Here is a 20,707-nt window from a genome sequence, read left to right as displayed (position 1 = left end):
GGGTATAGCTGCAATATCGTTCCTGTCGCCAGCCTTAAGGCGTGCCCGACGCATTCCCCGCCGACCCTGTCGCCGAACCCGTCGAAGCTTCCGCGGACGGCGACGAGGTTTCATTGGCTGCGCCCGTCGCTGCACCCGACAGACGCGCGGCGATTGCCACCGCGCCGACCCGGACGTCCTTGATCGCACGCTCGCCGGTGCCGAGCGGCGGGACGTTGGCGCCGTTCAACGTCACCGTCAGCTTGTCGGGGCGACCGACGTTGATCATCGGATCCTTCGCATCGCGCGGCACGTCGAACCGGTCGCCCGGCTTCATCGTGCCCAGATACAGCGTCTTGTTGTCGGCGTCATAGACGCGCATCCACACCTCGTCGGTCGCCGCGAGCGTCACCTGGCCCGTTTCCGGGGTTGGCGCGGGCGCCACGACGGGTGCGGAGGCGGCCGGTGTCGCGCTCGGCACTTCGGCAACGGTGGTGGTGGCCCCCGTCGACCCCGCGCCGCCGCGGAACAGATCGGTGCCGTACCACAGACCGACGAGCACCAGCACCGCCAGCGCGATCCCGAGCGCGACGATCGCCACGCCGCGCGACGGCACGCGCGCAGGGTCGGCCATCTCGTATGGCGCATATTCGGGCGTCCGGCGCACGACGCTGCCCAGTTCGGCGCGGACCATGTTGGCGACGCGCACCTCGTCCGCACCGACCGCGCGTGCATAGGCCTTGGCGAACCCGACCGCGTAGGTCGATGACGGCAGCGTGGCATAGTCGGATGCCTCGATCGCCTCGAGATGGCGCAGCGGCACGCGGGTGCGCGCGCCGACATCGGCCATCGTCAGCCCCTGATCCTCGCGCGCGGCACGCAGGATGTCGCCAGCCCGATCGGGCGTGGCGGGCGCAGGGATCTGCCCGGTTGCGACGTCGTCCATTATACTCTCCGATTGCGGGCCGTACCGGTCACCCGCCAGGCAGGTCATGTTCCAGAGCCTATACCGCGTGTCAACGCGAACCCCCCAGCCAAACCGCGCTTCAGGCCAGTTCGACGCCGTTCTGCGTCGCCCAGTCGGTCAGCGCCGCCCGCATGTCGCGCGGCGGGTCGGCGAGAAGCGTCGTCATGTGCGCCGTGATCGCGCCGAGATCGAGCGATCGCGCCATCGCCTTGATCGGCCCGACCGCCGCGGGCGTGATCGACAGCCGGTCGATCCCGATCCCCGCCAGCGCCATCGCCTCGAGCGGCCGCCCGCCCATCTCGCCGCACACGCCCAGATCGACGCCCGCCGCGCGCGCCGGCCCGACCAGCCGCGCGAGGAAGCGCAGGATCGACGGGCTCAGCCAGTCATAACGTTCGGCAAGCTTGGGATTGGCGCGGTCGGCGGCGAACAGGAACTGCGTCAGGTCGTTGGTCCCGACCGACAGGAACTGGATCTTGGGCAGCAGGATGTCGAGCATCTCGGCAAGTGCTGGCACCTCGAGCATCGCGCCGTAGCGGATCGTCGTCGGCAGCTTGCGCCCGCGCCCCGCGAGCCACGTCCGCTGCGCCTCGAACAGCGCCTTGGCCTCGTCGAATTCCCATGGCTCGCTGACCATCGGGAACATGACGTTGAGCGTACGCCCCGCCGCCGCCTCGAGCAGCGCGCGTGCCTGCACCTTCATCAGCCCGTCGCGCTCGAGCCCGAGCCGCAGCGCGCGCCAGCCCATCGCCGGATTTTCCTCGTCTGCCGCCGCCTTGTTCAGATAGGGCAGCGCCTTGTCGCCACCGATATCGACCGTGCGGAAGATCACGGGTCGATCGCCCGCGACGTCGAGCACCTCGCGGTACAGCCTCTGCTGCCGCTCGCGCTGCGGCAGCGTGGCGGAGACGAGAAATTGGAACTCGGTGCGGAACAGGCCGATCCCGTCCGCACCCGTCACGTCGAGCGCGGCGGCATCGTCGCGCAGGCCCGCATTGACCATGAGCGTCAGCCGGTGGCCGTCCTTCGTGATCGGCGGCACATCGCGGAGTGCGGCGAACGCCGCGCGCCGCTTCTGCCGCAGCGCGAGCCGCGCTTCGAACGCCTCCTCCATCGCCGCGGACGGGCGCGCGAAGACGTTGGCGTCCGCGCTGTCGAGCAGCAGCAGGTCGCCCTCCGCGATCAGCCGCCGCACGTCGCGGACGCGGCCAAGCACGGGCACGCCCATCGCGCGCGCGACGATCGTGACATGCGCGGTCAGCGACCCTTCCTCGAGGATCACCCCCTTCAGCCGGCGCTTGTCATATTCGAGCAGCTCGGCCGGCCCGAGGTTGCGCGCGATCAGGATCGTGTCCTGCCGCAGCCCCATCTGCGCCGCGGTGCCCATCTGCCCCGACACGATCCGCAACAGCCGGTTCGACAGGTCCTCCAGATCGTGCATCCGGTCGGCGAGCAGCGGATCGTCTATCTGCCGCATCCGCTGGCGCGTACGCTGCTGGACGCGCTCGATCGCCGCCTCCGCGGTCAGCCCGGAATCGATCGCCTCGTTGATCCGCCGCGCCCAGCCCTCGTCATAGGCGAACATCTTGTAGGTCTCGAGCACCTCCTCATGCTCGCCGCCGACGCCGAATTCCGCCTCGCGCGTCATTCGCTCGATGCCCTCGCGCATCTTGTCGAACGCGGCATAGACACGGTGCCGCTCGGCATCGGTATCCTCGGCGACGGTATGCTCGATATGGATGCGTGGCTGGTGGAACACGGCGAAGCCCGACCCCATCCCGTCGACCAGCTTCTGGCCGGCGATCCGCATCGCCGCGGTCGATTGCGGCCGATCCGACCCGCCGCCCGCGGTGTCGATCAGCCCGGCATTGGCGATCAGCTCGCTCAGCACCATCGCGACGGTCTGCAGCGCCTCGATCTCGACGTCCTGATATTTGCGCTTTTCGGCATGCTGCACCGCAAGAACGCCCACCGAGCGTTCGCGCCGGATGATCGGCACGCCGGCAAAGCTGTGATAGCGCTCCTCACCGGTCTCGGGCTTGTACGCGAAATCGGGATGGCTCGCCGCCTCGTCGAGGTTGAGCACCTCGACCTGCTCCGCGATCGTCCCGACCAGCCCTTCGCCGAGCGACAGCTTGGTAACGTGCACCGCCTCCTGCGCAAGCCCGCGCGTCGCGAACAGCTCGAGCACGCCCTCGCGCAGGAGATAGATCGAACAGACCTCGCTATCGATCGCCGCGGCGATGATGCCGACGACCGAATTGAGCTTGGCTTGCGCGGTCGTGCGCGCGGCCATCACGTCGTGAAGGCTGGTGAGGATCTCGCGGGCGGAGGCGGCGGCCGAAACGGGCATGGTCTCGAGCTACCAGAACATCGGCTTGGGTGCCACGCAACAAAAGCGTCGTCGCGCAGAAGCTGGATCGACCATTCGTATCCGCCGCGCGGCGGTCACACGTCGAACAGCCCGTCCTGGCTCCCGACCGGCGGATTGAGCCCCAGATGCTTCCACCCGCCCGCGTTCATGCACCGCCCGCGCGCGGTCCGCGCGACGAGGCCGAGCTGGATCAGATACGGCTCGATCACCTCCTCGATCGTATCGCGCGGTTCGCTCAAGCCCGCCGCGAGCGTCTCGACCCCGACCGGCCCGCCGCGATAGATGTCCGCGATCATCATCAGATAGCGCCGGTCCATCGCGTCGAGCCCCAGCGCATCGACCTCGAGCCGGTTGAGCGCAGCGTCCGCGGTGCGCGCATCGACGATCTCCGCGCCCGCGACATCGGCGAAGTCGCGGACCCGGCGCAGCAGCCGCCCGGCGATCCGCGGCGTACCGCGCGCGCGCCGCGCCACCTCCATCGCACCATCCTTCGAAATCGCGAGCCCGAGCAGCCCCGCTGCGCGCGTCACCACCCGCTCGAGCTCGTCGACGGTATAGAATTGCAGCCGCACCGGGATCCCGAACCGATCGCGCAGCGGCGTCGTCAGCAGGCCCTGCCGCGTCGTCGCGCCGACCAACGTGAAGCGCGGCAGATCGATCCGCACGCTGCGCGCGGACGGCCCCTCGCCGATCATCAGGTCGAGTGCGCGGTCCTCCATCGCCGGATACAGCACCTCCTCGACCGCGGGCTGCAACCGGTGGATCTCGTCGATGAACAGCACGTCGCCATCCTCGAGATTGGTCAGCAGCGCGGCGAGGTCGCCCGACTTGGCGATCACCGGCCCCGAGGTGGCGCGGAACCCCACCCCCATCTCGCGCGCGACGATCTGCGCGAGCGTCGTCTTGCCGAGCCCCGGCGGCCCGAAGAACAGCACATGGTCGAGCGCATCCCCGCGCGCCTTGGCGGCCTGGATGAAAATCCGCAGATTTTCGCGCGCGGCCTTCTGCCCGACGAATTCGTCGAGATTCTTGGGGCGCAGCGCGGCGTCCACATCCTCGGGGCGACGGGCTGGCGTCAGCAGGCGTTCGGCATCGGTCATCAAGCTGCGTTCCCTACCCGTTCACGCCCGCCCCTGTCATCCCCCGTATCCACCGCCTCCCTCGTCACCCCCTCGTCACCCCCTTCGTCACCCCCTTCGTCACCCTGACGAAAGTCAGGGCCCAGAGCCAAAAGCGCCGTCTCCCGTAACCCTGGATCCTGACTTTCGTCAGGATGACGGGCAAGGTTAGCAACCCATGCCTCAATCCACACCCCACTTGGCCAACACCCGCCCGCCCCCTAGCATCGCGCGAATGCCCCTCCCCGACCTTTACATCGCCTCGTCCATCCCGCTCCCGCTCGAAACCGCGCTCCGCGATCGGTTCACCATCCACCGCGACAGCCCACCAGCCTCGACCCGCGCGCTCGTCGGGGGCGGCACGACGCGGGTCGACGCGGCGTTGCTCGCGCGTCTCCCCGCGCTCGAGATCGTCGCGATCCACGGCGTCGGCCACGACCGCATCGACCTCGCCGCCGCCACCGCGCGCGGCGTCGCTGTCACGACGACGCCCGGCGTGCTGACCGACGACGTCGCCGACCTCGCGATCGCGCTGATGCTGGGGGTACAGCGCCGGATCGCCGCGAACGACCCGATCCTGCGCACAGGCGGCTGGTCGGTCCCGCTCGGCAGGCGCGCGAGCGGCCGCCGGATCGGCATCTTCGGCCTAGGCCAGATCGGCACCGCGATCGCCCGCCGCGCCGCGCCCTTCGCCGCGCAGATCCATTACGCCGCGCGCCGGCCGAAGCCGCATCCCGACTGGGTCTTCCACGCCGACATGACCAGCCTCGCGCAGGCCTGCGACGTGCTCATCCTTGCGGCGCCCGGCGGCGACGCCACCCGCGGGATCGTCGACGCCGCGATCCTCCGCGCGCTCGGCGCCGACGGCATCCTCGTCAACGTCGCACGCGGCAGCCTGGTCGACGAACCCGCGCTGATCGCCGCGCTGCAGGCCGGGACCATCGCCGGCGCAGGGCTCGACGTCTTTGCCGACGAGCCGCACGTCCCCGACGCGCTCGCGACGCTCGATCAGGTCGTGCTCGCCCCGCACCAGGGTAGCGCCACCGAACAGGGGCGCGCCGAAATGGCCGCGCTCGTGCTCGCCAATCTCGACGCGCATTTTGCGGGGCAGGCGCTGCCCACCCCGCTGCGGCGTTAGGGGATCAGCCGGTCCGCGCGGAGCTGCGCGAACAGGTCGAAGAACGCGTCGTCGGTCGGCTGATAGCGCGTAAAGCCAAGCCGCCGGCTCTTGCCCATGTCGGTAACGACCTCGATCGGCCGGCCGAGATCGGCATCGGTGTGCCACGGCGAGGCGAGACGCGTGAGATCGGCCTCGACCAGCCCCTCGCGCTGCGCGATCCGCTGCCACACCGCCGCATCGTCCGCCATCTGCTCCTCGAGCGGTACGACCGTCCCGTCGAACGGCGCCGCCTCGATCCCGAACCAGTCGGCGATCCGCGACCACATCCAGCTCCAGCGAAACACGTCGCCATTGACGATGTTGAAGTCCTCGTTCGCCGCCTCGGGCGTCGTCGTCGCCCAGACGAGCTGCGCCGCGAGCTGTCGCGCGTCGGTCATGTCGGTCAGCCCATTCCACTGCGCCGCCGATCCCGGAAAGCGGAACGGCCGCCCGGTCTCGCGGCACAGCGTCGCATAGGCCGCCAGCGTCGTCCCCATGTTCATCGCGTTACCGACCGCCTTGCCAATCACCGTGTGCGGACGGTGCACGCTCCAGCTGAACCCGTCACGATCGGCCGCCGCGAAGACCTCGTCCTCCTGCGCATAATAGAAATTCTCGACGTCGAGCCGGCCCTGCTCCTCGCGGAACGGCGTCTGCGGCAGCACGCCCTTACCATACGCCTCGAACGGCCCGAGATAATGCTTCAGGCCCGTCACCAGCGCGACATGCCGCACCGACTTGGCGGGGCGCAGGCCGTCGAGCAGGTTGCGGACCATCGCGCCGTTGACGCGGATATTCTCCGCCTCGGTCGCCTGGCGCGACCAGGTCGAGACGAACACCGCGTCGGGCGCCAGATCCTTCAGCGCGGCGGCGGTGCCTGCCGCGTCGGTCAGGTCGGCGGCGACCGGGTGCACGCCGGGCTGGTCGGACGGACGCCGCGCAAGCCCATACACCGTCCACCCCTGTTCGATCAGCAGCGCCGCCGTCGCGCTGCCGACAATACCGCTCGTGCCAACCACCAATGCCGTCCGGGCCATCGTCATTCTCCGTTTCACTTGAGCGCAGTAGCTAGGCATCGCCCGCGGCGCGTTCTAGACGGCACCATTCGGGGCCCCGGGCACCTTCCGGGACCCAGCGACGCTCAGGGACCCAGCATGACAACGCCCCCGATCACGATCCCGCCCCGATTGCCGACGACTGGCGCGAGGACTGCGCGCCGCGCCGGGTGCTCGACCTCTTCGCGACCAAATGGACGAGCATGGTGCTCCACACGCTCGATGCGCGGCACGAGGGCGGCGCGCGCACCGGCGTCCTCCACCGCAGCCTGCCCGGCATTTCGAAGAAGATGCTGACGCAGACGCTGCGCGACATGGAAGGCAGCGGGCTGATCCTGCGCGACGTGCTCGCGACGATGCCGCCCGCGGTCGAATATCGTTTGACGCCGCTCGGCAGGCGGTTCGTCGAGCCGGTCAACCTGCTCTACGACTGGGGCCGCAGCAATGCCGACGCGCTCGACGCGTTCGGCCCCGGCCCCGCACCCCGCCGGTCCGCCAAAAGGCCCAAGACCGACTGAGACTAGGGCTTCGACGCCTTGCGCAGCGCCAGCCGGACGAGCGCGTCGAGCGTCGCGCCCGGCCCTAGTTCCTCGTCCGCCGCCGCCACCGCGACGCTCGCCTCGGCGGGCCGGAACCCCAGGTTGAGCAGCGCCGACACCGCGTCCGCCGACGCGCCCGGCGCCGCATTGACCACCGCGGGGCCGAGCCCGAGCGCGATCCCGCCGACCTTGTCCTTCAATTCCATGACGATGCGTTGGGCGAGCTTCGGCCCGACGCCGTTCGCGCGCGCGACCATCGCCTTGTCGCCGCTGGCGATCGCGCGCGACAGGTCGACGGGTTCAAGCGCGGACAGGATCGCGAGCGCAACCCGCGCGCCGACGCCCTGCACCGCGGTCAGCAACCGGAACCAGTCGCGCTCGTCCGCGCTCGAAAACCCGACGAGCCGCTGGAAATCCTCGCCCACCAGCAATTCGGTGAAGACGGTGCACGCCTCGCCGATCGGCCCGAGCGCGGACAGCGTGCGTGCCGACGCGCCGACGAGATAACCGACGCCGCCGACGTCGATCACCGCATGGTCGATCCCGGTCGAGATCGAGCCGGCCCTTCAGATGGACGATCATGCGCCTACTCCCGTGCGTCGCGACAGCGCCGCCGCGCTCGCGACATGATGCGCGTGCGTGATCGCCACCGCGAGCGCGTCGGCGGCGTCGGGGCCGGCGAGCTTCGCGCCGGGCAGCAACACCGCCATCATCGCCTGAATCTGTTTCTTGTCCGCGCCGCCGGTGCCGACGACGCCCTTCTTGACGGTCGACGGGTGATATTCGCCGATATGCAGCCCCGCCCCCGCCGCCGCGAGCAGCACCACGCCGCGCGCCTGCCCCAGCTTCAGCGTCGACTGCGCATTGGTGTTGCCGAGCACCTCCTCGACCGCGGCGCCATCGGGCCGCTCGGCGCGGATGACGTCGAGCAAGGCCGAGTACAGCGCCGTCAACCGCCGCGGCAGCGCCATCGAGGGATCGGTCCTGATCTGGCCATTCGCAATATGGCTCAGCCGGTTACCATCGGCGCGAATGACGCCCCAGCCCGTGGTGCCGAGGCCGGGGTCGAGTCCTAGAATAATCATAGGGAAGAAGGTGGGTTCACGCGGAGACGCGGAGACGCGGAGGGGGTGCGCATTTTGCGGCCGTCGCGCGTCAGCGCGACCTTCACGCCGTCGGGCTGGCCGATCGGCGATAGGCCGCTGACGCGGAAGACGAACCCGCGCAGGGCAACTCTCCGCGCCTCCGCGTCTCCGCGTGAAAACACCTTCTTCATCTCAACCCCAACAGAATCAACCCAGCGTCTCCATGATCTCGTCCGAGACCTCGTAATTGCCCCATACCGTCTGCACGTCGTCGTCATCGTCGAGCGCGTCGATCAGCTTGAACAACGTCGCCGCATCGTCGGCATCGACCGCGACCATGGTCTGCGGGCGCCAGGCGAGCTTCGCGCCCTCGGCCTCGCCGAGCTTCGCCTCGAGCGCCTTGGCGACTTCGTGCAGGTCGCCCTGCGCAGTCCAGACCTCGTGCCCGTCCTCGCTCGACGTCACGTCCTCGGCCCCCGCCTCGAGCGCGGCCTCGAACACCGTGTCGGCATCGCCCGCGCTGGCGGGATAGGAGATCAGCCCGACGCGGTCGAACGCATGGCTCACCGACCCGCCCGCGCCCAGATTGCCGCCGTTCTTGGCGACCGCGACGCGGACGTTGGTCGCGGTGCGGTTGCGGTTGTCGGTCAGCGCCTCGATGATCAGCGACACGCCGCCGGGCCCGAAGCCCTCATAGCGGATCTCTTCGTAATTCTCGGCGTCGCCCTTGCTCGCCTTGTCGATCGAGCGCTGGATGTTTTCCTTGGGCAGCGACGCCGCCTTGGCCGCGTTCACCGCCGCGCGCAGACGCGGGTTCATGTCGGGATCGGGCAGGCCCATCTTGGCCGCGACCGTGATTTCCCGGCTGAGCTTGCTGAACGCCGACGAGCGCTTCTTGTCCTGCGCACCCTTGCGATGCATGATGTTCTTGTATTTGGAATGGCCTGCCATCTGTGCCTCTATAGCTGATGTGCCGCTCTTAGGCTCCGGGGCCCGTTTTCGCCAGTGCGTCGATTTTGGCCTCGATCGCGTCGAGCCGCGCGAGCACGAGGTGATCGATCTTGTGATGGACGCGCAGGATGTCGAGCTCGGCGCGCAGATTGGTCTCATAGTCGAGGCTCGCGGCAAGGCGGTCCTTCGCCGACTGCCGGTTCTGGCTCATCATGATGATCGGCGCCTGGATCGCCGCGACCGTCGACAGCAGCAGGTTGAGGAAGATGTAGGGATAGGGATCGAACGCCCGCCCGAAATACGTGAGGATGCCCGAATTGAGGAGCATCCAGCCGAGCAGCACCGCGGTGAACGCGATGATGAACCCCCACGACCCGCCGACCGCCGCCACGCGGTCGGACAGGCGTTCGCCGACCGTCGCGCGTTCGTCGGCGAGGTTGGCGGCGTCGCGACTGACCGTCGTCCCCGCCTCGATTCCCGCAAGGACGCGGCGTTGCGCGTCGTCGAGCTCGCCGGGGCGCTTGCCGAGCAGGCGTTGCGAGAGATCGTCGAGCGGAGAGGATGTGGCCATACCGCACGGCGTAACCGCGATTGCGGATAATGACAGCCAATCCGTCATCCCGGGCTCGAGCCCGGGATGACGAAGGACTTGCGACGCAAGCCGCAAAGACTCCTTGCCCCGATGCGCCCGCACCTGCCAAACGCGCGGCATGACGGTTAGCGTGAATATGGGCACCGACGGCAATGGTAGTGCCGTCGGCGTCGACCTGGAGGAACTACTCGCCACGCGCCTGCTGGTGCAGGGCAATTCGGGATCGGGAAAATCGCATCTGCTGCGCCGGCTGCTCGAGCGATCGGCGGGGCATGTCCAGCAGATCGTGATCGATCCCGAGGGCGATTTCGTGACGCTCGCGGGCCCGCATGGTCACGTCGTGATCGAGGCGGGCGACTATAGCGAACGCGAAATTTCGCGGATTGCCACGCGGTTGCGCGAACACCGGACGTCCGCGGTGCTCAGCCTCGAGGGGCTCGAGGTCGAGGGGCAGATGCGCTGCGCCGCGTCGTTCCTCTCCGCGCTGTTCGATGCGCCGCGCGAGCATTGGTATCCGGTGCTGGTGGTGGTTGACGAGGCGCAGATGTTCGCGCCCGTCACCGGCGGCGAAGTGTCCGAAGAGGTCCGCCGTGCCTCGCTCGCGGCGATGACCAACCTGATGTGCCGCGGCCGCAAGCGTGGTCTCGCCGGCGTGATCGCGACTCAGCGCCTCGCAAAACTGGCGAAGAACGTCGCGGCGGAGGCGTCAAACTTCCTGATGGGCCGCACCTTTCTCGACATCGACATGGCGCGCGCCGCCGATCTGCTCGGCATGGAGCGGCGCCAGGCCGAAGCGATCCGCGATCTCCAGCGTGGCACCTTTATGGCGCTCGGTCCCGCGGTCTCGCGCCGTCCGATCACCGTGAAGATCGGCGACGTCGCGACGTCCGCGCGCAGCGGCAGCCCCAAGCTCACCCCGCTGCCCAGCGCCGCGCCGATGGACCTGCAGGACCTGCTGTCCGAGCCGGTCGTCGACGCGCCCGAACTCGGCCTGCTCTTCGATTCGCGCCCGCGGCGCGTGCCGGCGGAGGAGCTGCTCGACGGCATCGCCCGCCCGCCCGAGCCGCGCACTGCCGCACCGCCGCCGCCCGAGAAGACCGACGACGAGGTCGAAGCGGTGTACGCAGACGTGTTCCGCGCGATCGTCGAGGACCCCGAATCGACACTGCGCCCGCCCTCGGTGCTGTTCCAGGATTTCCAGGTGCGCTGCCGGATGGGCGGGCTCGCCAAGCCCCCGCTCGACCTGCCGGGCTTCGTCCGTCGGCTGAGCTGCGCGCGCGCGGGGATCTTCGACATGACCGACGAGGCGTGGACGGCGGCGCTCGACGTGGCGGGCGGGCTGCCCGACGACATGCTCGGCGCGTTCCTGCTGATCGCCCGCGCGGCGCGGGAAGGCGAACCCTGCCCCTCCGACGCGCGCATCGCCGCGACCTATGGCACCAGCTCGCTCGGTCGCGTGAAGCGCCTGATCGGCTATATCGAAAGCCGCGAACTGATCGTCTGCCGCACCGACCTTGCGGGCAAGCGCTCGATCACGATTCCGGGGCTGGGCTGGACGACGCTCCCGGCAGAGGCGGCGTAGCTACAAGGCGAACGCGAAGACCAGCCCGGCGACGACGCCGACCTGCACCATCGCGATGATCTGGAGGCGGCCGACGAACGGCTGCTTGCGGGTCTTGTGGCGAAAACGACGGCGCGCCCAAAAGGCGCCGGGGCTGCCGCCGAGCGCTGCGAACCACAGCAGTCGCGATTCAGGGATGCGCCATTCGCGGGCAAGCGATCGGCGCTTGTCGAGCGCGAATGCGGCGACGGTGACTGCGTTGATCAGCAGAAACAGGAGTAACGCCGCAGCGATCGGGACGAGCATGTCTCACCGGTACCGCGGCGGCGTTGACGCAGCGTCCCCCTCGGCGTCGATGACGCATCGCGAGGGAGACACCGCGCAAAGTCCGATCCTCAGATCATCCCCAGTGCCTGGAGATACACCTCGAGGATCGCCTCCTCTTCCTGATACTCTTCCTTCTTCTTCTTCCGGATCGACAGGATCTTGCGGATCGCCTTGGGGTCGTACCCACGGCCCTTGGCTTCGGCCATCACGTCCTTGATGTCGTCCGAGATACCCTTCTTCTCTTCCTCGAGGCGCTCGGCGCGCTCGATCAGCAGGCGCAGTTCGTCCGCTGCGACCGCGCCGCCGCCCATGCCGTGTTGCCGTTCGTCAGACATCGAAAATTCCCCACTCGCGGGCGCCTTGGGCGCCGGCCTCAAATCAATCGAATTACCCCACGCCGATGATCGCCGTTACATGACCAATCGGGTCAAAGCGTGAATCATGCCGATGCGGATGCGGGCCAGCGTCTAGGCGTTTACCGTGTTCGGCTCAAGCGATCCGACAGCGAATACCGCCTCAGTCGACCGCGTTCTTGGCAACGCTTTCCTTCATCCGTTCGAGCTGCCCGGGCGTCGCGTCGCCCTGATGATGCGCCTTCCACTCTGCATACGGCATCCCGTACACCGTCTCGCGCGCCGCATCCTTCGACAGCCCGCCCGCGTCCTCGACCCAGTCCGACAGGCAGTTGCGGCAAAATCCCGCCAGACCCATCAGGTCGATGTTCTGCGCATCGTCGCGGTGGCGCAGATGGCGGATCAGGCGGCGAAAGGCTTTCGCCGCTACGGCATCGTCGAGTGTGTCCAGCGTGTCGGTTTCGGCGGTCATGATCATGCTCCGTGGTTGATCGCGCGGAGATAGGGTTTAAGGCCCGTCGCGGCAAAGAGCTTCCCCGAGGAAACCGCACGCATGACCATCGCCATCGCCCCCCGCTTGCGGAAAGTCCGCATCCTCGCGACGCTTGGACCCGCGAGCAGCACCCCCGAAATGATCGCCACGCTGTTCCGCACCGGCGCCGACGCGTTTCGCATCAACATGAGCCACGGCGACCAGCAGTCGAAGATCGCGGTCATCCAGGCGATCCGCGCGCTCGAGGCGGAGTTCGGTCGTCCCTCGACGATCCTCGCCGATCTCCAGGGCCCCAAGCTGCGCGTCGGGAAGTTCGACGGCGGCCGCACGGTGCTCGAGACCGGTTCGACCTTCGTGCTCGATCGCGACACGACGCCCGGCGACGCGACCCGCGTCGAACTGCCGCATGACGAGATTTTCGCCGCGATCGAGCCGGGCGCACGGCTGCTGCTCGACGACGGCAAGCTCGTGCTGCGCGTCGTCTCGCACAGCCCGCGCGAGATCACGACGCGCGTCGAGGTCGGCGGTGCGCTGTCGAACAACAAGGGGCTGAACGTGCCCGACGTCGTGCTGCCGATGGCCGCGCTGACCGAGAAGGATCGCAGCGATCTCGACTTCGCGGTCGACCAGGGCGTCGACTGGATCGCGCTCTCGTTCGTCCAGCGCCCCGAGGATCTGTGGGAAGCGCGGAAACTGATCGGCGGCAAGGCAGCCCTGCTCGCCAAGATCGAGAAGCCCGCCGCGATCGAGCGGCTCGAGGAGATCGTCGAGGCCTGCGACGGCGTGATGGTCGCGCGCGGCGATCTCGGCGTCGAGATGCCCCCGCAGGCGGTCCCGCCGCTGCAGAAGCGCATCGTCGAGGTGTCGCGGCGCATGGGTCGCCCCGTGGTGGTCGCGACGCAGATGCTCGAATCGATGATCACCTCACCGTCGCCGACGCGCGCGGAAGTGTCCGACGTCGCGACCGCGGTCTATGACGGCGCCGACGCGATCATGCTGTCGGCCGAGAGCGCGGCTGGCGCGTGGCCGGTCGAATCGGTCGCGATGATGGATGCGATCGGCGTCTCGGTCGAGGCCGACCCGGAACACGGCGACCGCATGCACTTCACCGTGATGAAGCCCGATCCGACGACCGCCGACGCGCTCGCCGAGGCGGCGAAGAACATCGCCGCGACGGTGTCCGCGGTGGCGATCATCTGCTTCACGACCTCGGGTTCGACCGCGCGCCGGATCGCGCGCGAGCGGCCCTCGGTGCCGCTGCTGGTGCTGACCCCGAACCTCGAAACGTCGCGCCGGCTCGGGCTGTTGTGGGGCACGCACGCGGTGCACACGCGCGACGTCGAGTCGTTCGAGGACATGGTCGCCAAGTCGAAGCGCATGGCGCTGCGCCACGGCATGGCGAAGGCGGGCGACCGCGTGATCGTCCTCGCGGGCGTGCCGTTCCGTACGCCGGGCTCGACCAACGTGCTCCATGTCGTCCGGATCGTCGGCGACGAGCTGAAGGGCCACCACTCGCAGGTCTGAGGCGGCTCCCCCTAGCGCTCCCCCAAAGCTCCCCCTAGCGCTCACCCGCCAAATCCGCGATGGCTGGCAAAAGGACCGGACGGGGGAGCAACCGCATGACGCTACGGGAAAAGATCGGCTGGGGCGCGATGAGCCTGCTCGGGGCGTGCGCGCTCGCGGTGGTGGCGTTCCAGCGCGGCGAGCAGGTCAACGCGCTGTGGATCGTCGCCGCGTCGGTCTCGGTCAACCTGATCGCGTATCGCTTCTACGCCCGCTACATCGCGCGCAACGTCATGCAGCTCGACGCGACGCGCCCGACCCCGGCGATCCGCCGCGCGGACGGGCTCGATTATGTCGCGACCGACCGCAACGTCCTGTTCGGCCACCATTTCGCCGCGATCGCCGGTGCCGGACCGCTCGTCGGGCCGGTGCTCGCCGCGCAGATGGGCTATCTCCCCGGCACGCTCTGGATCCTCGCCGGCGTTGTGCTCGCGGGCGCGGTGCAGGACTTCATGATCCTGTTCATCTCGATGCGCCGCGACGGCCGCTCGCTCGGCGAGCTGATCCGCATGGAGATGGGCGCGGTGGCCGGCACGATCGCGCTGATCGGTGCCTTTGCGATCATGGTCATCATCCTCGCCGTGCTCGCGCTAATCGTCGTCCGCGCGCTCGCGGGCAGCCCCTGGGGACTGTTCACCGTCGCCGCGACGATCCCGCTCGCCTTCGCGATGGGGATCTACACGCGCTGGATCCGCCCGGGCCGGATCGGCGAGGTCTCGATCCTCGGCGTCATCGGGCTGCTGCTCGCGATCGTCTATGGCGGCCAGGTCGCCGAATCCGCGATCTGGGGTCCGTTCTTCACGCTGACCCCGGTGCAGCTGTGCATCCTGATGGTCGGCTATGGCGCGGTCGCGTCGGTGCTGCCCGTCTGGTTGCTGCTCGCGCCGCGCGATTACCTGTCGACCTTCCTCAAGATCGGCGCGATCGTCGCGCTGGCGATCGGTATCGCGGTCGTCGCGCCGCCGCTGCGCATGCCCGCGCTGACCAAGTTCATCGACGGCAGCGGCCCGGTCTGGTCGGGCGGGCTGTTCCCGTTCCTGTTCATCACGATCGCGTGCGGCGCGGTGTCCGGCTTCCACGCGCTGATCGCCAGCGGCACGACGCCCAAGCTGATCGCCAGCGAGGGTGACGCGCCCTTTATCGGCTATGGCGCGATGCTGATGGAAAGCTTCGTCGCGATCATGGCGCTGGTCGGCGCGACGATCCTCGATCCCGGCATCTATTTCGCGATGAACAGCCCCGCCGCGGTGCTCGGCACTGACGCGGCGTCGGCCGCCGCCGCGGTCACCAACATGGGCTTCGCGATCACCCCCGAGGCGCTGGCGCAGGCCGCGCGCGACGTCGGCGAGACGACGATCATCAGCCGCACCGGCGGCGCGCCGACGCTCGCGGTCGCGATGGCGGAGATCTTCAGCAACCTGATCGGTGGTCAGGCGATGAAGGCGTTCTGGTACCACTTCGCGATCCTGTTCGAGGCGCTGTTCATCCTGACCGCGGTCGATGCCGGCACGCGCGCCGGGCGCTTCATGCTGCAGGACCTGATCGGGCTCGTGGTGCCGTCGTTCCGCAATGCCTCGGCGATCGGCCCGGGCATCATCGCGACCGCCTTGTGCGTGACCGCCTGGGGCTTTTTCCTCTACCAGGGCGTCACCGATCCGCTCGGCGGCGTGAACACGCTGTGGCCGCTGTTCGGGATCTCGAACCAGATGCTCGCCGCGGTCGCGCTGATCCTGGCCACGGTCGTGCTGTTCCGCATGAAGCGCCAGCGTTATGCCTGGGTGACGATCCTGCCCGCCGCATGGCTGTGCCTGTGCACGATCACCGCGGGGCTGCTGAAGCTGTTCTCGAGCGATCCGAAGGTCGGCTTCCTCGCGCATGCCTCCAAGTTTGCAGACGCGGCGGCGCGCGGTGAGATCCTCGCCCCCGCCAAGACGATGGCGGAGATGCAGCGGATCATCTTCAACGACCGGATCGACGCCGCGCTGATCGCGCTGTTCCTCGGCGTCGTCGTCTCGATCCTCGCGTTCGGCATCCGCACCTGCCGCGCCGCGCTCAAGGTCGATCATCCGACCGTCAGCGAAATCCCGCCCGCAATGGTCCCCGCGGAATGACGCGGTCCTTCCGCACCGTCCTCGCCCGCGCGCGCGAAACCGCGCTGATGATGGTCGGCCAGCCCTCCTATGCCGCCTATCTCGAGCATATGGCGCAGCATCATGAGGGGCACCCGCCAATGGATGCCGCGGCGTTCTTCCGTGACCGCGAACAGGCGCGCTACGGCGGCAAGGGCGGCGGTCGCTGTTGCTAGAGGCGCGTACCGCCGTCGCCGCGCTTCGCGCCGCGACGGCGCCCGATCACGACCGCGTCGATGCGGCCTATGGCGCGTTCGATCTCGCCGACCGGACCCGTTACGCGGTCTTCCTGCGCGCCCACGCCCGCGCGCTGCCCGCCGCCGAAGCCGCGCTGGCCGCACGACCCGGCCTGCCCGACTTTCGCCGGCGGGCGCCGCTCCTCGCCGACGATCTTGCCGCGCTCGGCGAACCCGCGCCGGCACCGCTGCGCTTCGCGCTGCCCGATGGCGAGGCCGCCGGCTGGGGTGCGCTGTACGTGGTCGAGGGATCGCGGCTCGGCGGGATCATGCTTGCCCGATCGGTCCCCGCCGATCTGCCCGCCGCCTATCTCGGCGCGCGGCATGGTTCGGGCGAATGGCGCACGCTGCTCGCGGCGCTCGACGACGCCGCCACGCGCGCCGGCACCGACCGCTGGATCGACGAGGCGATCGCAGGCGCCCGGGCCACCTTCGACCTCTACCGTCGCGCGGCATGACTTCGCCTTGCCATGCACAGTAGTTGGCTTAACATTGTATAGATAGTCATAGTCTGCCGAAAGTTTTGGCTCCGACTCGGATCAGTATCCGCCCCGGCTATCGACACCTGTTCATTTCGGTGCAACCTTCGACCCGCTCATCACGGAACCGAAGATCATGCACCAAACCGGTAAAACGGTCGTCATACTGGGCGCGGGGATCAGCGGCCTCGTCGCGGCGAAGGTGCTCGCCGATCAGGGCTGGCGGGTCACGCTGCTCGAACCCGCCGCGATGGCGGGCGGAAACCAGCGATCCCGCACGATCGGCGACTTTACCTTCGACATCGGCAGCTTCATCTTCTTCGACGACGGCGCGTTCTTCCGCCTGTTCCCGGAGGCCGGGCGCACCTGCCAGCCCGTCGCGATCGCCGCGACGCGGATCACCCCGACCGGACGCATCCACGCCTATCCGATCTCGATCCGCGACGACGTGCTGCGACAGCCGATCGGGGCGATGCTGCTCGATCTGGCATCGCTCCTCTACGCGCGCATCGTCTCGCACAGACCCGTCAGCGCGGGCTCGTTCGCACGCTATTATCTCGGTCGCCGGCTGTTCGTCCGCACCGGGCTGTCGAACTACATCACCCGCATGTTCGGGATCGCCGCGGACGACATCGATTACGCATTTGCCGAAAAGCGCATGGCGTGGATCGCACGATCGGCCCGGATCTCGAGCCTGACCGACCGCCTCGTTCGCAAACGGCGCGCGGCGTCACGGCCCGCAGCGCGTCCCGTCGTGCGCCCCCGCGCGGGCTTCGAAGGTCTTTTCGCCACCGCGATCGCACAGTTGCGCGACATGGGCGTCGACGTCCGCTTCGATGTCGCGCTCGCCGCGATCGACGGGAGCATTGGCGCGATGGCGGTCCATACCAGTGGCGATACGCTGACCGCGGATCGGGTCGTGTCGACATTGCCGCTCAACCTCACCGCCGGGCTTTGCGGTGTCGCGCCCTCGCCCACGCTGCAGTCGGTCACGCTGCTGACGCTGTATGTCAGCTTCAAGGGCGAGCTGGGCTTTACCAGCGGGATTCTCTGCAATTTCTCGAACGACGGCGCGTGGAAGCGGCTGACGGTCCATTCGCGCGTCTATGGTCAGGTCGATGGCTACGACTATCTCGGCGTCGAGGTTCCGCTCACGTCGGGGGACGCCGATGCGCAGGCGGCGTTCGAGGATTTCGCCGTGCACATGCGCCGGTCGCGGCTGCTCGATGGCGACGCGCTGCTGGTCGGGCATGACGTGACGCCGGGCGCCTACCCGATCTACCGACGCGGCGCGTCGGACGAGTCTCGCCGGTTGATCGAGGAGATCGAGGCCCGGGGCGTCGACCTTATCGGGCGGCAGGGACGCTTCGACTATCTCCCGACGAGCTCCGCCGCCGCAAAGGAGGCGCGGCATTTCGCCGCGGCGATCGCCGGTGCCGAGCCTGCCGGCGGGAGCCGCGCCGCCCCATAGCGCGCCCTTGCCCCCCGCCGTCAGCGGCCCCGCCGACGGGTCTACCGGCGGATCCGGCTCAGTCCTCGATCGGCGCGGTCATGATCACGCGCAGCCCGGGCATGTTGTCGCTCGGCTCGATCGTTCCCGACAGGCGCGCGACGACGGCGTTCATCATCCGGCTGCCGAACCCGACGCGCGTGCCCGTCTTGCCGCCGCCACGGTCGGCGACGATCAGGCGGATCTTGTTGCGATGCTGTTCGAGCGCGATCAGGATCGGGCCGGGCGCACCGCCATAGGCGTATTTGCTCGCGTTGATGACGAGCTCGGTCAGGATGAGCCCGACATTGACCGCACGATCGGTGTGCATCAGCACGGGCGCGAGGTCGAGCCGCATCTGCGCCGCCCAGTCCTGGCCGAGCGTCCCCTGCATGTCGATCGCGAGCTCCTCAAGATAGCGCGCCAGATCGACCGACTGGACCTGGTCGTCATGGTATAGCCGACGATGGACCAGCGCCACCGCCGACAACCGCGCCTGCGCCTCGGCGAGGTGCGCGGTGACGTTGGCGTCGCCCGCGGTCTTCGATTGCAGCGCGAGGAAGGCGGACACCATCTGCAGGCTGTTCTGCACGCGGTGATTGACCTCCTTCATCAGGACGTCCTTCTGCTCGATCAGCCGGTCCTTCTCCGCCAGCGTGCGTTGCAGGTCGCGGTTGAGCATGCGCATCCGGTGGCTCGAATACGCGTCGTGGAAGGTCCGGCGCAGGCGATACGCCGCCTCGACCTCCTCCAGCGACCAGCGCCGCGACTGGCCGCGCACCTGCTCGGTCCACGAGGCGAACGACGTGCGCGGGGTCAGCTGCGCGTGCGGATCATGCGAGACCGCCTTGTGCGGATTGCCCGCCCATTCGATCTTGGTCACGCGCTCGGCGCGGAACCACAGCAGCGTCGCGCCCTCGTCGATCAGCGGCATCGCCAGCACGCCGCTCGCCATCGCACGATAGCGTTCGGCGGGGGGTACAGCGTCGACAGCTGATGCGTGGCGACGGGGTCGCCCGGACCGCGGCGGCTGACCCACTCGACGAGATCGAGCACGTCCGCATCACTCGGGCAGTTCCCCGTCGAGATCGACGCGCAGGTCCTGGACAAACGCGAGATCCGTCCCCGCCCAGCATCCGGCACAGATCGTCGCGGACCGCGGCGACGGTCTGCGCCGTGCGGCCGTCCGACGTCATCTTCAGCACGACCGCATCCTCGGCCGACCGGAGCCGCAGCCGTTCGCGATAGCCCTCGGCTTCCTCCTTGGCACGGATCTGCCGCGCGAGGCTGCTCGCCAGCGTGCTCGCCGTCGCACGGACATCGGGTGCCATCCCGCGCGGCGTCATGTTGTGACAGGCGATCATGCCCCACAACAGCCCGTCCTTGACGATCGAGATCGACGCCGACGCGGCGACGCCCATGTTGGTCAGATAGCGCAGATGGATCGGCGACACGCTGCGCAGCGCGACGTCGCTGAGGTCGAGCGCCTCGAAGCCAGCCGGGCGCAACACCGCCGGCGCGTAGACCGCATGCGGGATCGCGCGCGTCCGGTTGCGGATATACAGCGCGCGCGCCTGCTTCGGGATGTCGGTCGCGGGGAAATGATGATGGAGAAAACTGTGCAGCGCGGGGTCGCGCTCCTCGGCGATCACGCGCCCGGACTCGTCGTCGAGAAAACGATACACCATCACCCGGTCAAACCCGGTCAGCGTCCGGAACGCTGTTGCCGCCTGTTCGCACAGCGCCTGGAGATTGCCCGCGCGTTCGAACGCGCCTGCCATCGAGATCGAGCCAGCCAAGCACGGTCGCCGCGCTGGCTGGCGCGTGCGCCGCCGGCTCCAGCTCGACCAGAACATGATCATCGCCGCCGTGCAGCACCATGTGGAAGCGCTCGGTAGTCCCCGGCACCAGCGCACCGACCGCCGCCCCGGTCATGCTGCCGCGTCCCGGCAGTTCGGCGAGCAGCTGGCGGATGTCCTGCCCGATCACGCTGACGAGGTCCGCGCCGAGCCAGTCCCTGGTCAGCCGTCCCTCGATGTCGCCTGCGCCCGCGACGATCTCGAGCGTTGCGGCATCGGCGACGAGCAGCAACCCGTGCGGCTGGATGGCGCCCGGGATATGGATGGGCTCGCGGTCGCAGTCCGTCAGGTCTATCGCGGTATCGGTCATGAAGGCGGTACTCATTTACTCGCCCGATCATGTCGCCCCGAGGCGCGAAAAGCAAATTCGCGTCGCGCGCCGCGGCCACGCGGACCGCA

21 protein-coding genes and 1 pseudogene are annotated in these 20,707 nt (G+C 68.8%); 8 read left to right on the top strand and 14 right to left on the bottom strand.

Translation table 11 applies throughout. The features are described 5' to 3' along the window. Positions 1-34 precede the first annotated feature (34 nt). The 3 genes from QP165_RS13040 to ruvB all read right to left on the bottom strand — a co-directional run bounded on the left by QP165_RS13040 (position 35) and on the right by ruvB (position 4,420). Positions 35-925 carry a helix-turn-helix domain-containing protein gene (locus QP165_RS13040; RefSeq protein WP_333995968.1) on the bottom strand — a complete coding sequence of 297 codons (891 nt, stop codon included), beginning with the start codon at positions 923-925 and terminating at the stop codon, positions 35-37. 100 nt (positions 926-1,025) lie between these two features. Next, positions 1,026-3,299 (bottom strand): phosphoenolpyruvate--protein phosphotransferase, encoded by a 2,274-nt coding sequence (gene ptsP / locus QP165_RS13035; RefSeq protein ID WP_333995967.1) that lies wholly within the window; start codon positions 3,297-3,299, stop codon positions 1,026-1,028. 95 nt (positions 3,300-3,394) lie between these two features. Next, the gene (ruvB, locus tag QP165_RS13030) at positions 3,395-4,420 is read right to left on the bottom strand and encodes a Holliday junction branch migration DNA helicase RuvB (RefSeq protein WP_031440317.1); all 1,026 of its coding nucleotides are present in this window, start codon (positions 4,418-4,420) and stop codon (positions 3,395-3,397) included. 253 nt (positions 4,421-4,673) lie between these two features. Between ruvB and QP165_RS13025 the strand changes: the two genes are divergently transcribed. Next, the gene (locus QP165_RS13025) at positions 4,674-5,576 is read left to right on the top strand and encodes a 2-hydroxyacid dehydrogenase (RefSeq protein ID WP_333995966.1); all 903 of its coding nucleotides are present in this window, start codon (positions 4,674-4,676) and stop codon (positions 5,574-5,576) included. On the opposite strand, the gene QP165_RS13020 is transcribed toward QP165_RS13025, so the two are convergent. Next, positions 5,573-6,634 (bottom strand): SDR family oxidoreductase, encoded by a 1,062-nt coding sequence (locus QP165_RS13020; protein WP_333997027.1) that lies wholly within the window; start codon positions 6,632-6,634, stop codon positions 5,573-5,575. The genes QP165_RS13025 and QP165_RS13020 overlap by 4 nt on opposite strands. A gap of 188 nt (positions 6,635-6,822) precedes the next feature. Here QP165_RS13020 and QP165_RS13015 point away from each other — a divergent pair, with 188 nt between their 5' ends. Beyond that, positions 6,823-7,170, top strand: coding sequence for a winged helix-turn-helix transcriptional regulator (locus tag QP165_RS13015; protein ID WP_333995965.1), 348 nt, complete (start codon positions 6,823-6,825; stop codon positions 7,168-7,170). A gap of 2 nt (positions 7,171-7,172) precedes the next feature. Here QP165_RS13015 and ruvA read toward each other — a convergent pair. The 4 genes and pseudogenes from ruvA to QP165_RS12995 all read right to left on the bottom strand — a co-directional run bounded on the left by ruvA (position 7,173) and on the right by QP165_RS12995 (position 9,798). Beyond that, positions 7,173-7,773, bottom strand: a pseudogene (gene ruvA / locus QP165_RS13010) (Holliday junction branch migration protein RuvA). Continuing rightward, the gene (gene ruvC / locus QP165_RS13005; RefSeq protein ID WP_031395213.1) at positions 7,770-8,276 is read right to left on the bottom strand and encodes a crossover junction endodeoxyribonuclease RuvC; all 507 of its coding nucleotides are present in this window, start codon (positions 8,274-8,276) and stop codon (positions 7,770-7,772) included. The pseudogene ruvA and the gene ruvC overlap by 4 nt, the downstream one beginning before the upstream one ends. 207 nt (positions 8,277-8,483) lie before the next feature. Next, on the bottom strand, positions 8,484-9,227 hold the full coding sequence (locus QP165_RS13000; RefSeq protein ID WP_056020004.1) for a YebC/PmpR family DNA-binding transcriptional regulator: 744 nt from the start codon (positions 9,225-9,227) through the stop codon (positions 8,484-8,486). A gap of 28 nt (positions 9,228-9,255) precedes the next feature. Beyond that, positions 9,256-9,798 (bottom strand): DUF1003 domain-containing protein, encoded by a 543-nt coding sequence (locus QP165_RS12995; RefSeq protein ID WP_056020002.1) that lies wholly within the window; start codon positions 9,796-9,798, stop codon positions 9,256-9,258. 139 nt (positions 9,799-9,937) lie between these two features. Between QP165_RS12995 and QP165_RS12990 the strand changes: the two genes are divergently transcribed. Further along, a complete protein-coding gene (locus tag QP165_RS12990; RefSeq protein ID WP_056019999.1) occupies positions 9,938-11,401 on the top strand; it encodes an ATP-binding protein in 1,464 nt (487 codons plus the stop codon). Here QP165_RS12990 and QP165_RS12985 read toward each other — a convergent pair whose 3' ends face one another. The 3 genes from QP165_RS12985 to QP165_RS12975 all read right to left on the bottom strand — a co-directional run bounded on the left by QP165_RS12985 (position 11,402) and on the right by QP165_RS12975 (position 12,532). Further along, on the bottom strand, positions 11,402-11,686 hold the full coding sequence (locus tag QP165_RS12985) for a DUF1294 domain-containing protein (protein ID WP_333995964.1): 285 nt from the start codon (positions 11,684-11,686) through the stop codon (positions 11,402-11,404). Positions 11,687-11,775: 89 nt separating this feature from the next. Further along, positions 11,776-12,018 (bottom strand): DUF2312 domain-containing protein, encoded by a 243-nt coding sequence (locus tag QP165_RS12980; RefSeq protein WP_197942503.1) that lies wholly within the window; start codon positions 12,016-12,018, stop codon positions 11,776-11,778. Positions 12,019-12,223: 205 nt separating this feature from the next. After that, complete coding sequence (locus tag QP165_RS12975; RefSeq protein WP_333995963.1) at positions 12,224-12,532, bottom strand: DUF1244 domain-containing protein; 309 nt, start codon at positions 12,530-12,532, stop codon at positions 12,224-12,226. An 81-nt stretch (positions 12,533-12,613) separates the two neighbouring features. Between QP165_RS12975 and pyk the strand changes: the two genes are divergently transcribed. From pyk to QP165_RS12950, 5 genes are all read left to right on the top strand, one after another. Then, positions 12,614-14,077 carry a pyruvate kinase gene (pyk, locus tag QP165_RS12970; protein ID WP_333995962.1) on the top strand — a complete coding sequence of 488 codons (1,464 nt, stop codon included), beginning with the start codon at positions 12,614-12,616 and terminating at the stop codon, positions 14,075-14,077. A 95-nt stretch (positions 14,078-14,172) separates the two neighbouring features. Further along, positions 14,173-16,227 carry a carbon starvation CstA family protein gene (locus tag QP165_RS12965; RefSeq protein ID WP_333995961.1) on the top strand — a complete coding sequence of 685 codons (2,055 nt, stop codon included), beginning with the start codon at positions 14,173-14,175 and terminating at the stop codon, positions 16,225-16,227. Beyond that, on the top strand, positions 16,224-16,421 hold the full coding sequence (locus QP165_RS12960; protein ID WP_333995960.1) for a YbdD/YjiX family protein: 198 nt from the start codon (positions 16,224-16,226) through the stop codon (positions 16,419-16,421). The genes QP165_RS12965 and QP165_RS12960 overlap by 4 nt, the downstream gene beginning before the upstream one ends. Beyond that, on the top strand, positions 16,415-16,939 hold the full coding sequence (locus tag QP165_RS12955; protein WP_333995959.1) for a biliverdin-producing heme oxygenase: 525 nt from the start codon (positions 16,415-16,417) through the stop codon (positions 16,937-16,939). The genes QP165_RS12960 and QP165_RS12955 overlap by 7 nt, the downstream gene beginning before the upstream one ends. 157 nt (positions 16,940-17,096) lie before the next feature. Then, positions 17,097-18,431 (top strand): protoporphyrinogen/coproporphyrinogen oxidase, encoded by a 1,335-nt coding sequence (locus QP165_RS12950; RefSeq protein ID WP_333995958.1) that lies wholly within the window; start codon positions 17,097-17,099, stop codon positions 18,429-18,431. 58 nt (positions 18,432-18,489) lie between these two features. Here QP165_RS12950 and QP165_RS12945 read toward each other — a convergent pair whose 3' ends face one another. Genes QP165_RS12945 through QP165_RS12935 form a run of 3 tightly spaced genes read right to left on the bottom strand, consistent with a single transcriptional unit; the run spans position 18,490 to position 20,633 of the window. Then, the gene (locus QP165_RS12945; protein ID WP_333997026.1) at positions 18,490-19,383 is read right to left on the bottom strand and encodes a sensor histidine kinase; all 894 of its coding nucleotides are present in this window, start codon (positions 19,381-19,383) and stop codon (positions 18,490-18,492) included. Next, complete coding sequence (locus QP165_RS12940) at positions 19,283-20,248, bottom strand: GAF domain-containing protein (protein WP_333995957.1); 966 nt, start codon at positions 20,246-20,248, stop codon at positions 19,283-19,285. The genes QP165_RS12945 and QP165_RS12940 overlap by 101 nt, the downstream gene beginning before the upstream one ends. Next, positions 20,145-20,633: a hypothetical protein gene (locus QP165_RS12935; RefSeq protein WP_333995956.1), complete on the bottom strand. Its 489-nt coding sequence runs from the start codon at positions 20,631-20,633 to the stop codon at positions 20,145-20,147. The genes QP165_RS12940 and QP165_RS12935 overlap by 104 nt, the downstream gene beginning before the upstream one ends. Positions 20,634-20,707 lie beyond the last annotated feature (74 nt).

It is taken from the genome of Sphingomonas sp. 22R3R2A-7, assembly GCF_036856055.1.
Classification (GTDB): Bacteria; Pseudomonadota; Alphaproteobacteria; order Sphingomonadales; family Sphingomonadaceae; genus Sphingomonas.
Note: the sequence above shows the minus strand (reverse complement) of the source record. Positions and strands in the feature narration are given on the sequence as shown.